Consider the following 13952-nt stretch of genomic DNA (forward strand, 5'->3'; position numbering starts at 1 on the left):
AAAACCAGAGTGACCCTGCAACCGGAACCGACATGAGCCAGCCACCCCGCCCCGCGAAACGCAAGTTCAGCAAGGGGTTTCAGATGACATCCTCCTTGTTGCAGCGCCAGATCCGGGCGGTGGGCGAAAAGCGCGGCTTTGCGGTCACCCGGCTGCTGACCCATTGGGCCGAAATCGCCGGGCCTGATGTTTCAACGGTCTGCCGCCCGGTAAATGTCAGTTATGGGCGAGGCAATTTCGGGGCAACCCTTGTTTTGCTGACCACCGGGGCGCAGGCGCCGATGCTGGAAATGCAAAAGGAAAAAATTCGCGAAAAGGTGAATGCCTGTTATGGCTATGCCGCCATTTCCCGGGTGCGCATCACCCAGACGGCACCCACCGGATTTGCCGACGGGCAGGCCAGCTTTGACCACCGGCCAAAACCGAAACCCGCCGAACCCGACCCCGAAATCACCGCAACCGCCCAGGCGGCCGTTGCACCAATCGCCGACGACAGCCTGCGCGCCGCGCTCGAATCCCTCGGGCGCAACGTGCTGACCCAGAAAACCCGCAGATAAGGCACCTTCATGAACCGTTTTCTTCCCTCACTCCTTGCCTTCGCCCTGATCGCCGGTGGCGCATGGTATTATTCGACCACCAAAACCGACACGACCGCCATAACCTCGTTTGCGCTGGACGCCCAGGAAGCGACGGGCGAGGCCGATCTTTCCCTGGTCAAGGACATGTCGATGGGCAACCCCGATGCCAAGGTGACCGTGATCGAATATGCCTCGTTCACCTGCCCCCATTGCCGGGATTTTCACGATGGGCCACTGCAACAGATCAAGACCAATTATATCAACACCGACAAGATCAACTTTATCTATCGCGAAGTGTATTTTGATCGTTACGGCTTGTGGGCCGGGATGGTGGCGCGCTGTGGCGGGCCGCTGCGTTATTTCGGGATCAACGATCTGATCTATGCCCAGCAACGCGAATGGACCCAGGGCGAACCCGCACAGGTGGCCGACAACCTGCGCCGCATCGGCAAAACAGCAGGCCTGAGCGATGCCCAGCTTGATGCCTGCATGGCCGACGCGGACAAGGCACAGGCCATGGTCGCCACATGGGAAAAGAACGCCAAGGACGACGAAATCAACTCAACCCCGTCGTTCATCATCAACGGCACGAAATACAGCAACATGAGCTATGCCGACTTCTCGAAACTGCTCGACGAAAAATTGGCCGAATAATCCGGCCCGAAGCAGGGCAGGCGGCGCAAATCACGCGCCCCTGCCCCGCCCCGCCGGTTTCGCGCAAGTGGACCAGAGGCGCGCCCGCATATAATGTCGTGCGGGCGCCAGCCCGCTCCTTTGGATCAGGCTTCGGCCACTTTGACCAACTGCTTGCCGAAATTGCCACCCTCCAGCATCGCAAGAAACGCTTTGGGCGCAGCGTCCAACCCTTCGGCCACGGTTTCGCGGTACTTTACCCGGCCATCCGCAACCATCGGCGCGACTTCATCGAAAAACGCAGCGCTCCGGTCGGCATGATCCGCCACGATCATCCCCTGCACCCGCAGACGCTTGGTCAGAATTGCGCGCCACATGGCGGGCAGCGGCATCGCCTGATCCAGATTCTTGCCGTTGTACCAGGCGATCATCCCGATCAGCGCGATCCGCCCGCCCACAACCATCAGCGGCAGCACCGCCGACAGGGTGGCGCCCCCGACATTCTCGAAATAGATATCTACCTCTGGCGCCACGTCTTTTAACTGCGCGGCCAAATCGGGGGCGCGGTGGTCGATACAGGCGTCATATCCCAGCTCATTCACTGCATAGGCGCATTTTTCTGCCCCGCCAGCGACACCGATCACGCGCAGCCCCTTGGCTTTGGCCAATTGCCCCACAACCGATCCGACAGCCCCGGTGGCGGCCGACACGACGATGGTTTCACCCGCCTTTGCCTCGGCAATGTCGTTCAGCCCAACCCAGGCGGTCAATCCGGGCATCCCCAACACGCCCAATGCGGTCTGGATCGGCGCGCGTTTCGGATCGATCTGGCGCAGATGCGTGGCATCCACCACTGCGCCTTCGCTCCACCCGAAAGGCCCGATCACGATGTCGCCTGGCGCGAGATCCTTCGGCGTTTGAAACCGTCACCTCGCCCACGGCCTGCCCTTCCATCACCCCGCCCAACGGCACAGGTGCAGCATAGGATTTGGCGTCATCCATCCGCCCGCGCATGTACGGGTCAAGCGAAAGCCACAGCACTCGCACAGCCACCTGGCCCTTGCCCGGTGCATCCATCGCAACGGTCGTGGTTCCAAAATCCGACAGCTCGGGCGTGCCCTTGGGGCGCGCGGCCAGCGTGATCGCCTTGACGGTATCGGTCATGATTTATCCTTCTCTATGTTTACCCTCCACCTAAGGCCGCTCCGGCAACAAAAAAACCCCGCCGATCCAAAGGAAAGGCGGGGCAAGGTGAGTGCGCCGTGGCATGGCCACAGGCACTGGCGGTAACTGTTGTTCTGGTATGGGCGCGTCTCAGGTCATTTCAGCGCGGATCTGCTGGCGCAGCAGATCGATCGGCACCGTCTTGCCGTCGCGTTTGAAGTTCCAGTAAGTCCAGCCGTTGCAGGATGGCGCGCCTTCCAGCGCCGCACCCACCTGATGGATTGATCCCCGCACATCGTCGGCAATCAGCGTACCATCGGCGCGCACCTTGGCCATCTGGCCACGGTTGTTGGTCAACATTTCACCCGGGCGCAACATGCCCCGCTCGACCAACTGACCGAACGGCACCCGCGGTTCGGCACGTTTCGACCCGGTCACGCTCAGCGCTTCCTTGTCGAACTTGCGCACCCGGCTCAGGCGTTCTTCGGCAACCTTGCGATACGCCTCTTCCCGCTCCAACCCGATGAATTCACGGCCCAGCATCTTGGCCACGGCGCCGGTCGTTCCAGTGCCAAAGAACGGGTCAAGCACCACGTCGCCCGGGTTTGTCGTGCCCAGAATCACCCGATGCAGCAGGCTTTCGGGTTTTTGCGTCGGATGGGCCTTGTCGCCGTTATCATTCTTCAGGCGTTCATGGCCGGTGCAGATCGGCAGCACCCAATCGCTGCGCATCTGCACACCCTCGTTCAACTGCTTGAGCGCCTCATAGTTGAAGGTGTATTTGCTCGCCTCTTCCTTGCTTGCCCAGATCAGCGTTTCATGGGCATTGGTCAGACGCTTGCCCCGAAAATTCGGCATCGGGTTGGATTTGCGCCAGACCACATCGTTCAAAATCCAGTATCCGGCGTTCTGCATCGCTGCGCCAACCCGGAAAATATTGTGATAACTGCCGATCACCCAGATCGCACCATTGGGTTTCAGCAGCCGCCGCGCCGCTTTCAACCACGCCTCGGTGAACTGATCATAGGATGAAAATGATGCGAAATGATCCCAGGCATCATCCACCGCATCCACATGGGAATTGTCGGGACGGTACAGATCGCCCTTCAATTGAAGGTTGTAGGGGGGATCGGCAAAGATCAGGTCGACGGAATTTTCCGGCAGGGCATTCATCAGATCAATGCAATCCCCTGCAAGGATCTGATTCAGCGGCAGCTCTGCCATTTTTGCGCAGGTCTTCTGTGGCCGCACCGCGGTGCCGCTCTTGGATTTTATTGTCATGTCTGCCTCTTTATCCGGCGCCTTTGCGGCGTTCCGTGTTGTTGAGGCTAATGTGATTCAAACGCGAATCACCGTCAATTTCTTTTTGAATCAGTCGGTTAGTTAATTGTCTTGATACAAGATATTGTGGATAGGTTTGAACGAACGCCTATGGTGTGGGGTCACACCAAGATTTCTCAGCGCGGATATATGCGCAGCGGTCCCATAACCGGCGTTGGTTTCCCAACCATATCCCGGGTGCTGTTGCGCCAGCGCCACCATGCCTAAATCTCGCCTGATTTTGGCCACAATTGAGGCCGCCGCAATGCTGACAGACCGCCCGTCCCCCTTGACCACAGGTTGTGCCGGGCAGGGCATGTCACGCGGAATCATATTCCCGTCGATCAGTGCAAAATCGGCCGGCACCGGCAGGGCGTGGAGGGCGCGCACCATGGCAAGGTGGCTCGCGCGCAGGATATTGATCTCGTCGATCTCTTCCACACTGGCCACGCCGATGCCCACCTCGGCCTGCGCCACGATCAGCGCCTCCAGCCGCGCCCGGGCCTTTGCGCTCAGCTTTTTGGAATCGTTCAAGCCCGGCGGAATATGCGCCGGGTTCAGCACCACCGCCGCGGCCATCACCGGCCCGGCCCAGGGGCCACGCCCCACCTCATCGACACCCGCAATGCGGTGGTGGCCCCGCGCCAACGCGGCCTCTTCAAGGGAATAATCAGGAATTATCATGGGGGCGGACCCTAGCGAACCCGCCCCCAGAGGCAAGACCGCTTAGGCAGCGGCGCGCAGATACGCGACATAGATCGGTGCGCTCTGCCCCATTTCCTGACTGCCCAAGGTTTCCATCCGGCCAAAGAAGGTCTCGAATGAGCGATTATACCTGGCGCCCACATTCACCGGTGCCGGATCGTTGATCCGCAGCTGGCCGCCATCCATACCACACACCACCCGGATATGGGGCGACGGAACGGCAGAGGCCACCCACAGAGGGCCATGGGCGCTGAGCCGGTCCATGATCGCGCCCTGCGTGTAACACATGGGTTCATCCAACATGAAACCGTTGCGTTCAAGGATATAGCGGTCATTCGGGTCCAGCCCCGACTGCATGTTCGGCAGGTAACTGGTGCCGCCATGATTGGCGGCGATGGTAATATCGGCAATGCATTGCTGGTGCTTCCAACCAAGGATCATCGCGATGCTGGCCGCCCAGCACGACATGTTTGTTGTTTGCGGCACAAGGGGAACGTCATAGGAAATCGCCATCTTCAACCTCGTTGATCAGGGAATCGTCGGGACGCAAAAAGCAGGCGCCATGATCCTAGCACTGGCCCTTGCCCCGCCCTAGTCAGGTTTCCCCGACCCGAAACGAAAAAAGCCCGGGCACAAGGCCCGGGCAAGTCCAACAGGGAGGGATGTGCATCATGACCCGGATGCACAGGCGGGATTCTTACGCAACGAGGCGATAACCACCGCTCTCGGTTACAAGCAAACGCGCGTTAGAGGGATCTGGTTCAATTTTTTGACGCAGCCGATAGATATGGGTTTCCAGCGTGTGCGTCGTCACCCCGGCGTTGTATCCCCAGACCTCATGCAGCAGCACATCACGCGCCACCACGCCATCCGTGGCACGGTACAGAAACTTGAGAATATTCGTTTCCTTCTCGGTCAGCCGGATCTTTTTATCGACCTCGTCAATCAGCATCTTTTGCGCCGGGCGGAACGAATACGGCCCAAGCTGGAACACGGCGTCCTCGCTTTGTTCATGCTGGCGCAACTGGGCGCGGATACGCGCCAACAGCACCGGAAAGCGGAACGGTTTGGTCACATAATCATTGGCCCCCGCATCCAGCCCCAGAATTGCGTCTGCATCACTGTCATGGCCGGTCAGCATGATCGTCGGGCATTTCATCCCCTGCTTGCGCATCAGGCGGCACAATTCGCGCCCGTCCGTATCAGGCAAACCCACATCGAGAATCAACAGATCGAACAGCCCGGCCTTGATCTGGTCCAACGCCTCTTGGCCGTTGGCGGCTTCGAATACGTCGAAATCCTCGGTCATCATCAACTGTTCGGACAAAGCTTCGCGCAGATCGTCGTCATCGTCGACGAGAAGAATTTTCTTGAGACTGCTCATGGTGTCATCCTCCGTTACCCCACGCAGATGTATCCAAGTCACGCAAAGGACAAGAATTGCTGCATCATGCTCACACGTTCGTGTGCTGTGGGTGGGAAATGTTTCACTTTCCTGCGCGTCATGCCTAAACATCCGGTAAGAAAGGCGCCACATATGTCCCTTGCCCCCACCACCGCCGAACGTCTGGCCCGTGCACGGTCTGACCTGCGCACCGGTCTGCCCATCGTGCTGCGCACAGGTGACGCGGCCATGCTGATGGCCGCGCCCGAGGTTCTGAGCCCGGCCCGTTTTGCCACCCTGCTGGCCATGGGGGGCGCCGTTCTGGCCATCACCCATCGCCGGGCGCAGACCCTGAAAACCCCCACCTATGACGGTGATCTCACCCGGATCGCGGTGCCTGGGTCCATGGACCTGCCCCGCCTGCGCGCGATTATTGACCCCGCCGACGATCTGCGCAGCCCGTTGAAGGGGCCGTTTCAACCGGTGCGCGGTGGCGACACCGCCCATGCCCGCGCCGCCATTGCCCTGTTGAAATCCGCGCGGCTTTTGCCCGGCGCCCTGCTTGTGCCCCTTACCGGGGATGCCAGCGATCTGACCGGGATCGACCTGCGCGATCCCGCGCTGGATCTGATGGGGGATTCCCGGATTGCACCGGTGATTGCCGCGCGCCTGCCCATGGCCGCAGGGGCCGGGCGGTTGCACATCTTTCGCCCCGAGGATGGCGGCGATGAACATTACGCCGTCGAGATCGGCAAACCCGACCGCAGCGCGCCGGTTCTGACCCGGCTGCATTCGGCCTGTTTCACCGGTGACGTTCTCGGCTCGCTCAAATGCGATTGCGGGCCACAATTGAACGGCGCACTGGCGCAGATGGCCGAGGCAGGCGGCGGCATCCTGCTGTATCTCAACCAAGAGGGGCGCGGCATTGGGCTGACCAATAAAATGCGCGCCTATTCGCTTCAGGATCAGGGGTTTGACACGGTCGAGGCCAACCACCGCTTGGGGTTTGAGGATGACGAACGTGATTTTCGCATCGGTGCGCGGATGCTGTCGGCCCTCGGGGTCGCTCGCGTGCGCCTGCTGACCAACAACCCCCGCAAGGTAAATATGCTGGTTGAATGCGGGCTGGATGTGGTTGAACGGGTGCCCCTGCGCGCCGGACAAAACCCCCTGAACGAGGCCTATCTGCGCACCAAAGCCGCCAAATCGGGCCATCTTCTGTGACGCCCGGCGATCTGGTGCTGACCCGGCGAGGGCTGCGGTGCAGGGGGCGGCTGATTCCCTGTGCCATCGGGCGCGGCGGGTTGACCGATGACAAAAGCGAAGGCGACGGCGCCACCCCCACGGGCGTGCATCGCATCACCGGCCTGCTTTATCGTCCCGACCGGATCCCCCGCCCGGCCCCTTGGGCATGGCCCATCCGCCCCGGTGATCTGTGGTCCGATGCGCCCAACGCCCCCGATTACAACCAGATGGTGCGCGCGCCCTATGGCCACAGCCATGAAAAATTGCGCCGCGCCGATCCTCTTTATGATCTGGTGCTGCTGACCGATTGGAACTGGCCAAGGGCGACGGCACACAAAGGCTCGGCCATTTTCCTGCATCGCTGGCGCAAACCGGGCCACCCGACCGAGGGCTGCATCGCCATGGCACCGCGCCACCTGCTTTGGCTGGCGCAACACTGCCCGCCCGGCACCGGGCTGTTCATCTCAGGGTGACACACGCGCGCCGAAAATCGCCGATCCCACCCGCACATGGGTGGCGCCGAACGATACCGCCTTTTCGTAATCGCCCGACATTCCCATGGACAGCCCGTGCAGCCCGTTGCGCGCCGCCATCTTGGCCAACAGCGCAAAATGCAGGCTCGGTTCTTCCTCGGCTGGGGGAATGCACATCAGGCCCAGCAACGGCAGGTCAAGCGCCCGGCATTCAGCCACGAACCCATCCACGTCGGCGGGCAGAACCCCTGCCTTTTGCGGCTCTTCCCCGGTATTTACCTGAATGAACAGATCGGGACAGTCGCCGGTTTCCTGTGCCAACCGCGCAAGGGCCTTGGCCAGTTTGGGCCGGTCCAGCGAATGGATCACCTGAAACAGCTCCATCGCCTGGCGGGCCTTGTTGGATTGCAATGGTCCCAGAAGGTGCAAGGTGCAGTCACCGAAGCGCGCCTGCAAATCGGGCCATTTGCCTGCTGCCTCCTGCACCCGGTTTTCCCCGAACACCCGGTGGCCTTCTTCCAGAACCGCCTCGACCCGGTCCAGCGGCTGAACCTTGCTCACGGCAATCAGATCGGTTGATCCGGGGGCGCGTCCGGCGGCTGTTTCGGCGGCGCGGATGCGGGCGGTGATGTCTGACAGGCTCATGATGCGGCTCCTTGGTTTTGCCCCAGATAGGCCACAGAGCGGCACAAAAGAAAAGAGCGGGCCAAAGCCCGCTCTTTCCGTCGTCCAATTCCGTAAGGAATTAGAAGGACATCGACACACCGAAGTCAAAGCCGTCAACGTCAGCGGTGTCGTTCTTGACATAGCCGCCTTTGAGAGCAGCACCGCCACCCAGGTCATAGGACGCGCCCAGACCGTAGGCTTTCGCTCCGCCGTAGTCTTCCTGGTCTGCATAGAACACGGTCGCGGTGGTTGCACCGAAGACATAGTCCAGCGACAGAGCGTACTGGTCGCCATTGCCACCACCAGCGTAATCGATGCGGCCGTAGATACCTTTAACGGTCGCGTCGCCGAATGCAGCGGTACCACCGAGAAGGATCTGGCTGGCGCCACCGTCCACATCTTCGTAACCCAGACCAACGGTGTAATCACCCCAGGCGTACTTCACACCCAGACCATAGGTGTTGGCCGAAGCAGGCGCATCGCCAGCGCTGTTGGCGTTGTCGTCGGGCTGCGAAGCCGACACGTAGAACGACAGACCACCGGTGGTGTACTCGTACAGAGCCGAGGTGTCTTGTGCGCTGTCTTGTGCATAGTTGGTTTCGTTCAGGTCGCCCAGGCCGGTGAGGCCAACGCCGGAAACGTTACCCAGAGCGGATTCAGCACCACCATCAACGTCACCCATCGACAGTTTGCCGAAAGCGCCGGAGATGAAAACCGTACCAGCGGTCATGGCTTCGTTGCCATTGCCCGAACCGGCGTTGTCGGCGCGGATGCTACCACCGAACGACAGGCCACCATCGGTTTCACCCGAAGCGGCGAACGAGATGCGGATACGGCTGGTGAAGGCCAGATCGTCATCGAAGTTGTCGATGATACCCATGCGGGCGTCGCCACCAACGGTTACTTCTGCAGAGGCGATACCGGCCGACAGGATCAGCGCGGTGGATGCCAGGAGAACTTTTTTCATTTCGATTTCCCTCGTAATTCTCAAAAGGTTCATCTCAATCCAGGAAATCCGAAGTGAGACATGAGCCTAATTCGCGCGCACCGGCCTTGATTGCAAGCGGCCCCTTTCGCCACCCCGCAAACCGGTTTCAGATGGTGCAGCTTTGCCACAGTGTTTTCACCGCCCTGCGGCCACGCCCCACCTGTGTATAGTGTCACTGACAACCGCGCTTTTCCTCAAAAATCCTTGTGACACCACAACCGCTCGGCTACACACGGGAAAAACAAGGGGTGAGGGCACCTTATGCATATGCGCGCGATCACAAAGATGGGCTTTTCGGCGGCTCTTATACTCAGCCTTACGGCTTGTGGCGGAACTGGGTTCTTCCGCAACGATCCCAGCAAGGAAAGCGAAGCCGACAAGATCACCCGTGAATACCGCGAACGCGAGTTGCAGCAAAAGCCGAACGAGATCGACGTTCCTCGATCTGTTCACCAATGCCGACGATCCCAACACCACCATAGAGGTGAACAAATACATCTGGAACGCCGCGCAGGAAGTGTTGAACTTTATGCCGGTGCAGGCCGCTGATCCGTTCTCGGGCGTTCTGGTTTATGGCTATGGCACCCCGCCGGGCGGCGGACGCGCCTATCGCGCCACTGTATATGTACAGGATCCTGCCCTTGACGCGCGGTCGCTGAATGTGGCGCTGCAAACCCGCGGCGGCCCGGCCAGCGTGGATACGGTGCGCGCCATCGAAGACGCGATCCTGACCCGCGCCCGCCAGTTGCGCATCCGCGACAGCAAACTTTAGGCCTTCGCCAAATCTGCCACCCACTGAAACTGGCGGGGCAGGCAGATGGTTTTCAGATCGTACCGTTCCAGCACCCGCGCCCGCGCGTTACGGCCCAATCGGGCGCGCAGTTCAGGGTCGCGGCACAGCCGGTCGATCTGATCCACCATGGCGCGCGAGATCGAAGAAATCGAACAGCACGCCGGTTTCGCCGTCTTCGATCACCTCTTGCACCGGCTGAGTCGCGCTGGCCACGATCGCCGCCTCACAGGCCATCGCCTCCATCAGGCTCCAGCTCAGCACAAACGGATAAGTCAGGTAAAGATGGACGGTGGACACCCGCAGAAGTGACAGAAAGTCACTGTAAGGCAGCTTGCCCACGAAATGCACCCGCGCCCAATCGGCATCGGGAATCGCGCCGCGCACCTCGGCTGTCATCTTTTCGCGCCATGTGCCGCCCTCTTTCGGCGCGGTGCCATAGCTGACGCCATCACCGCCCACCACGATCACCCGGGCATTGGGGCGGGCGCGCAAAAGATCACCCAAACCGCGCATGAAAATATGAAACCCACGGTACGGCTCAAGGTTGCGATTGACGAAGGTAATCACCTCGTCCTCGCGGCTCAGGGTTACACCATCCAGCGTCACCTTTGCGCCCGGATCGAGGCGCGCCTGATCGGTGTCGATCCCGTCATGCACCACCGTGATCTTTTTGCGCAGGGCGGGGGTGTGTGTCGGCCTGCCAAATGGTCGGGCAAAGGGCCGCGTCCGCCTGTTCCAGTTGCAGGCGCATGGAAAGGTTGCGCATTCGCATCCGCGCCCCTTCACCAAAGGCACCCGTCAAGGCGAATTCGGGGTCAAAGCCGATGTCGGCCCCTGTTGCCTGATAATGAAATTCGCTGAACACCCCCAGTTTCGCCCTGGGCCAGACATCGGGTACGAACAATGTTTCCCCCCAGCCGGAATGCCCGATCACCAAATCGGGGCTGTATCCCTGTTCGGCCAGTTGCGCCGCCACCCGGTAAACGGTGGCCCCCCGGTGCATCGCCCCGTTCAGGTTGGTCAGCCAGGGATGATGCGCCTGCCCGCTCGGATCGTTCCACCGATAGGCAATCAACCGCACGCCTTGCCAGATCTGCGGCTTTTCCACCCGGCTGGTCAGGGCGACAACATCATGCCCGGCCGCCGCCAGGGCCGGCGCCAGATGTTTGAACTGCCCCGGAAAGTTCTGGTGCAAAAACAGGATCTTCATCGGCCCTCCGCCACGCATTCAACAACCGCGCCAAGGCTATACGACAATGCACCCGTGCGTCACGACCCAAATCCACGCCCCATTGCCCACTGGACCAATCGCACATCCCGCCATATCAAGCGAAAGTTGCTGTCCCGTGAACAAAGGCCCGATCCATGTCCCGCTACTCCGCCGCTGATATCGAACCGAAATGGCAACAGGCCTGGGAAACGGCGGGGACATTCACCGCCCAAAGGGATGACGCCAAGCCAAAGTATTACGTGCTTGAGATGTTCCCCTACCCGTCGGGCAACCTGCACATCGGCCATGTGCGCAATTACACCATGGGCGATGTGGTGGCGCGCTACAAGCTCAGCACCGGCCACGCCGTTTTGCACCCCATGGGCTGGGATGCTTTCGGCCTGCCCGCAGAAAACGCCGCGATGGAGAAAAAGATTCACCCCGGTGAATGGACGTATCAGAACATCGAAAACATGAAATCGCAGTTCGCGCGCCTTGGCCTGTCACTCGACTGGTCCCGCGAATTCGCCACCTGCGACCCTGAATATTACGGCCAGCAACAGGCGATGTTCATCGACTTCATGGAAAAGAATCTGGTCTATCGCAAGAACGCAGTGGTCAACTGGGATCCGGTGGATATGACCGTGCTGGCCAACGAACAGGTCGAAGACGGCAAGGGCTGGCGTTCGGGTGCTGTGGTCGAACGGCGCGAACTCACCCAATGGTTCTTCAAGATTTCCGACTATTCCGAAGAATTGCTCAGCGCGCTCGACACCCTCGAAAACTGGCCTGACAAGGTCAAGTTGATGCAGCGCAACTGGATCGGCAAATCGCGGGGGCTGCAATTCGCCTTCTCCCTCATCGACGGCCCGGTCGGCCATGACCGGGTCGAGGTTTACACCACCCGCCCCGACACCATGCTGGGCGCGTCATTTGTCGGCATTTCTCCCGATCACCCGCTGGCCCACCAGTTGGAAAAGGACAACGCCGATCTGGCCGCCTTCAACGCCGAATGCCGCAAAATGGGCACCGCCGAAGAAGAGATGGAAAAGGCCGAGAAAAAGGGCTTTGATACCGGCCTGCGCGTGCGCCATCCCTTTGATACCGCATGGGAATTGCCGGTCTATGTCGCCAACTTCATCCTGATGGATTACGGCACCGGCGCGATTTTCGGCTGCCCCGCCCACGATGCGCGCGACCTTGAATTTGCCCGTAAATACGACCTGCCCGTGGTCTCCACATATGCCCCTGCAACGGATGACGGCACCTCCCTGCCCGAAGACGGCGGCGCGGCCTTTGTCCCTCCCAAAACCGAGCCGGTGATCTATGTGCGCGGTTTTGCCGGAGAAACCGAGCAAACCGGCGAGGCGGCCATCGACGCCGCCATCGCCTTTTGCGAATCCAACGGCGTCGGTCATGGCGTCACCAAATACCGCCTGCGCGACTGGGGCCTGTCGCGGCAACGCTATTGGGGCGCGCCGATTCCGGTGATCCATTGTGACACCTGCGGCGTGGTGCCCGAGAAAAAGGAAAACCTGCCAATCAAGCTCCCCGAGGATGTCACCTTTGATCGCCCCGGTAACCCGCTTGATTGGCACCCCACATGGCGCGATGTGCCCTGCCCGAAATGCGGCAAACCGGCCCAGCGGGAAACCGACACGATGGATACCTTCGTGGATTCGAGCTGGTATTACGCCCGCTTCACCTCGCCTGGTGCCGCAACCCCGACCAATGCCGCCGACGCCGCCTATTGGATGAACGTCGATCAATATATCGGCGGGGTGGAACACGCGATTCTCCACCTGCTCTATTCCCGCTTTTTCGCCCGCGCCATGCACGCCTGCGGCCACCTGCCCGAATCCGCGATCGAACCGTTCAACGCGCTGTTTACCCAGGGCATGGTCACCCACGAAATCTACCTGACTCGCGACGAAAACGGCCGGCCCGTCTATCATCTGCCGCAAGACGTTAAAGACGGCACGCTGGCCGACGGCACAGCGGTGGAAATCATCCCCTCGGCCAAGATGAGCAAATCCAAGAAGAACGTCGTCGACCCGGTGACGATCATCCAGCAATACGGTGCCGACACCGCCCGCTGGTTCGTTTTGTCCGATTCGCCCCCCGAACGGGATGTGGAATGGACAGCCTCGGGCGCCGAAGCCGCTTCAAAACACCTCGCCCGGGTCTGGCGCATCGTGACCGAGGCCGCCCAAGCCCCCGAAGAGGGACCGAAAGGGACCGATGAGGCGCTGCTGCGCGAAATGCACAAGGCAATCCATGACGTGACCATGGGCATCGAATCCTTTGGCTTCAACACCTCCGTCGCCCGCCTCTATGGCTTTACCAGCGCCCTGCAAAAATCCACCGCAGGACGCGCCGCCAAAACCCAGGCCGCAAAAACTCTCGCCCAACTCATGTCCCCCATGACCCCCCATCTGGCCGAAGAACTCTGGGATCATCTGGGCGGCACCGGCCTGATCGCCAACGCCCCCTGGCCCACCGCCGATGAGAAAATGTTGATCGATGATGAAATCACCCTGCCGATCCAGATCAACGGCAAACGCCGGGCCGAAATCACCGTGCCCCGCGACATGCCCAAGGATGAGATTGAAAAACTGGCGCTGGCAAGCGATGCTGTGAAACGGGCCACGGCCGATGGTGCCGTGGTCAGGAAACTCATCGTTGTCCCGGGCCGGATCGTTAATGTCGTACTCTAGACGCAGCCTTCTTCTCGCGGCTCTCGCCGCCCTGCCCGCCTGCGGGTTCGCCCCCGCCTATGGGCCGGGGGCGCTG

Annotated in this window: 17 protein-coding genes; 6 read left to right on the forward strand and 11 right to left on the reverse strand. The window is 60.7% G+C overall.

Annotated features, from left to right (window positions below; all coding sequences use genetic code 11):
- Nucleotides 1-32 precede the first annotated feature (32 nt).
- Nucleotides 33-557, forward strand: coding sequence for a DUF721 domain-containing protein (locus AC0L7P_RS01815; protein WP_473434227.1), 525 nt, complete (start codon nucleotides 33-35; stop codon nucleotides 555-557).
- 9 nt (nucleotides 558-566) lie between these two features.
- The gene (locus tag AC0L7P_RS01820; RefSeq protein ID WP_473434228.1) at nucleotides 567-1232 is read left to right on the forward strand and encodes a DsbA family protein; all 666 of its coding nucleotides are present in this window, start codon (nucleotides 567-569) and stop codon (nucleotides 1230-1232) included.
- Nucleotides 1233-1357: 125 nt separating this feature from the next.
- Here the strand turns inward: AC0L7P_RS01820 and AC0L7P_RS01825 are convergent, their stop codons facing one another.
- From AC0L7P_RS01825 to AC0L7P_RS01850, 6 genes are all read right to left on the reverse strand, one after another.
- Entirely contained in the window at nucleotides 1358-1981 is a 624-nt protein-coding gene (locus tag AC0L7P_RS01825; protein ID WP_473434229.1) for a zinc-binding dehydrogenase, read from the reverse strand.
- Nucleotides 1932-2375 carry a hypothetical protein gene (locus AC0L7P_RS01830; protein ID WP_473434230.1) on the reverse strand — a complete coding sequence of 148 codons (444 nt, stop codon included), beginning with the start codon at nucleotides 2373-2375 and terminating at the stop codon, nucleotides 1932-1934. Before AC0L7P_RS01830 ends, AC0L7P_RS01825 begins: the two co-directional genes overlap by 50 nt.
- 150 nt (nucleotides 2376-2525) lie before the next feature.
- On the reverse strand, nucleotides 2526-3599 hold the full coding sequence (locus tag AC0L7P_RS01835; RefSeq protein WP_473435523.1) for a DNA methyltransferase: 1074 nt from the start codon (nucleotides 3597-3599) through the stop codon (nucleotides 2526-2528).
- A 159-nt stretch (nucleotides 3600-3758) separates the two neighbouring features.
- Nucleotides 3759-4379 carry a ribonuclease HII gene (locus tag AC0L7P_RS01840; protein ID WP_473434231.1) on the reverse strand — a complete coding sequence of 207 codons (621 nt, stop codon included), beginning with the start codon at nucleotides 4377-4379 and terminating at the stop codon, nucleotides 3759-3761.
- 42 nt (nucleotides 4380-4421) lie between these two features.
- Nucleotides 4422-4913 (reverse strand): papain-like cysteine protease family protein, encoded by a 492-nt coding sequence (locus AC0L7P_RS01845; protein WP_473434232.1) that lies wholly within the window; start codon nucleotides 4911-4913, stop codon nucleotides 4422-4424.
- Between the two features lie 184 nt (nucleotides 4914-5097).
- Nucleotides 5098-5784: a response regulator transcription factor gene (locus AC0L7P_RS01850; RefSeq protein WP_473434233.1), complete on the reverse strand. Its 687-nt coding sequence runs from the start codon at nucleotides 5782-5784 to the stop codon at nucleotides 5098-5100.
- Nucleotides 5785-5937: 153 nt separating this feature from the next.
- Between AC0L7P_RS01850 and ribA the strand changes: the two genes are divergently transcribed.
- Together ribA and AC0L7P_RS01860 are read left to right on the forward strand one after the other, a co-directional pair.
- Nucleotides 5938-7008, forward strand: coding sequence for a GTP cyclohydrolase II (gene ribA / locus AC0L7P_RS01855; protein WP_473434234.1), 1071 nt, complete (start codon nucleotides 5938-5940; stop codon nucleotides 7006-7008).
- Nucleotides 7005-7502, forward strand: a complete 498-nt coding sequence (locus AC0L7P_RS01860) for a L,D-transpeptidase family protein (protein WP_473434235.1) — start codon at nucleotides 7005-7007, stop codon at nucleotides 7500-7502. Before ribA ends, AC0L7P_RS01860 begins: the two co-directional genes overlap by 4 nt.
- Here the strand turns inward: AC0L7P_RS01860 and AC0L7P_RS01865 are convergent.
- Both AC0L7P_RS01865 and AC0L7P_RS01870 read right to left on the reverse strand, forming a co-directional pair.
- On the reverse strand, nucleotides 7494-8147 hold the full coding sequence (locus AC0L7P_RS01865; RefSeq protein ID WP_473434236.1) for a YggS family pyridoxal phosphate-dependent enzyme: 654 nt from the start codon (nucleotides 8145-8147) through the stop codon (nucleotides 7494-7496). The genes AC0L7P_RS01860 and AC0L7P_RS01865 overlap by 9 nt on opposite strands.
- A gap of 100 nt (nucleotides 8148-8247) precedes the next feature.
- Nucleotides 8248-9135 carry a porin gene (locus AC0L7P_RS01870; RefSeq protein WP_473434237.1) on the reverse strand — a complete coding sequence of 296 codons (888 nt, stop codon included), beginning with the start codon at nucleotides 9133-9135 and terminating at the stop codon, nucleotides 8248-8250.
- Nucleotides 9136-9421: 286 nt separating this feature from the next.
- Here AC0L7P_RS01870 and AC0L7P_RS01875 point away from each other — a divergent pair, with 286 nt between their 5' ends.
- Nucleotides 9422-9928: a DUF3576 domain-containing protein gene (locus AC0L7P_RS01875; RefSeq protein WP_473435524.1), complete on the forward strand. Its 507-nt coding sequence runs from the start codon at nucleotides 9422-9424 to the stop codon at nucleotides 9926-9928.
- Here the strand turns inward: AC0L7P_RS01875 and AC0L7P_RS01880 are convergent.
- From AC0L7P_RS01880 to AC0L7P_RS01890, 3 genes are read right to left on the reverse strand one after another with little or no spacing between them, the layout of a single operon-like run.
- Nucleotides 9925-10077 (reverse strand): hypothetical protein, encoded by a 153-nt coding sequence (locus AC0L7P_RS01880; protein WP_473435547.1) that lies wholly within the window; start codon nucleotides 10075-10077, stop codon nucleotides 9925-9927. The two genes, AC0L7P_RS01875 and AC0L7P_RS01880, sit on opposite strands and share 4 nt — an antisense overlap.
- Nucleotides 10040-10606, reverse strand: coding sequence for a glycosyltransferase (locus AC0L7P_RS01885; RefSeq protein ID WP_473434238.1), 567 nt, complete (start codon nucleotides 10604-10606; stop codon nucleotides 10040-10042). Before AC0L7P_RS01885 ends, AC0L7P_RS01880 begins: the two co-directional genes overlap by 38 nt.
- Complete coding sequence (locus AC0L7P_RS01890) at nucleotides 10599-11159, reverse strand: glycosyltransferase (RefSeq protein WP_473434239.1); 561 nt, start codon at nucleotides 11157-11159, stop codon at nucleotides 10599-10601. The genes AC0L7P_RS01885 and AC0L7P_RS01890 overlap by 8 nt, the downstream gene beginning before the upstream one ends.
- A 155-nt stretch (nucleotides 11160-11314) precedes the next feature.
- On the opposite strand from AC0L7P_RS01890, the gene leuS reads away from it, so the two are divergent.
- A complete protein-coding gene (gene leuS, locus AC0L7P_RS01895; protein ID WP_473434240.1) occupies nucleotides 11315-13876 on the forward strand; it encodes a leucine--tRNA ligase in 2562 nt (853 codons plus the stop codon).
- The last annotated feature ends 76 nt before the right edge of the window (nucleotides 13877-13952 follow it).

The sequence above is a fragment of the Oceaniglobus sp. K40-3 genome (assembly GCF_055808395.1).

What these genes read in the sequence shown, in the direction of transcription:
- leuS (WP_473434240.1), top strand. Translation starts at nt 11,315, where the DNA reads ATGTCCCGCTACTCCGCCGCTGATATCGAACCGAAATGGCAACAGGCC.
- ribA (WP_473434234.1), top strand. Translation starts at nt 5,938, where the DNA reads ATGTCCCTTGCCCCCACCACCGCCGAACGTCTGGCCCGTGCACGGTCT.
- AC0L7P_RS01815 (WP_473434227.1), top strand. Translation starts at nt 33, where the DNA reads ATGAGCCAGCCACCCCGCCCCGCGAAACGCAAGTTCAGCAAGGGGTTT.
- AC0L7P_RS01870 (WP_473434237.1), bottom strand. Translation starts at nt 9,135, where the DNA reads ATGAAAAAAGTTCTCCTGGCATCCACCGCGCTGATCCTGTCGGCCGGT.
- AC0L7P_RS01820 (WP_473434228.1), top strand. Translation starts at nt 567, where the DNA reads ATGAACCGTTTTCTTCCCTCACTCCTTGCCTTCGCCCTGATCGCCGGT.
- AC0L7P_RS01850 (WP_473434233.1), bottom strand. Translation starts at nt 5,784, where the DNA reads ATGAGCAGTCTCAAGAAAATTCTTCTCGTCGACGATGACGACGATCTG.
- AC0L7P_RS01865 (WP_473434236.1), bottom strand. Translation starts at nt 8,147, where the DNA reads ATGAGCCTGTCAGACATCACCGCCCGCATCCGCGCCGCCGAAACAGCC.
- AC0L7P_RS01840 (WP_473434231.1), bottom strand. Translation starts at nt 4,379, where the DNA reads ATGATAATTCCTGATTATTCCCTTGAAGAGGCCGCGTTGGCGCGGGGC.
- AC0L7P_RS01880 (WP_473435547.1), bottom strand. Translation starts at nt 10,077, where the DNA reads ATGGTGGATCAGATCGACCGGCTGTGCCGCGACCCTGAACTGCGCGCC.
- AC0L7P_RS01830 (WP_473434230.1), bottom strand. Translation starts at nt 2,375, where the DNA reads ATGACCGATACCGTCAAGGCGATCACGCTGGCCGCGCGCCCCAAGGGC.
- AC0L7P_RS01890 (WP_473434239.1), bottom strand. Translation starts at nt 11,159, where the DNA reads ATGAAGATCCTGTTTTTGCACCAGAACTTTCCGGGGCAGTTCAAACAT.
- AC0L7P_RS01835 (WP_473435523.1), bottom strand. Translation starts at nt 3,599, where the DNA reads ATGGCAGAGCTGCCGCTGAATCAGATCCTTGCAGGGGATTGCATTGAT.
- AC0L7P_RS01845 (WP_473434232.1), bottom strand. Translation starts at nt 4,913, where the DNA reads ATGGCGATTTCCTATGACGTTCCCCTTGTGCCGCAAACAACAAACATG.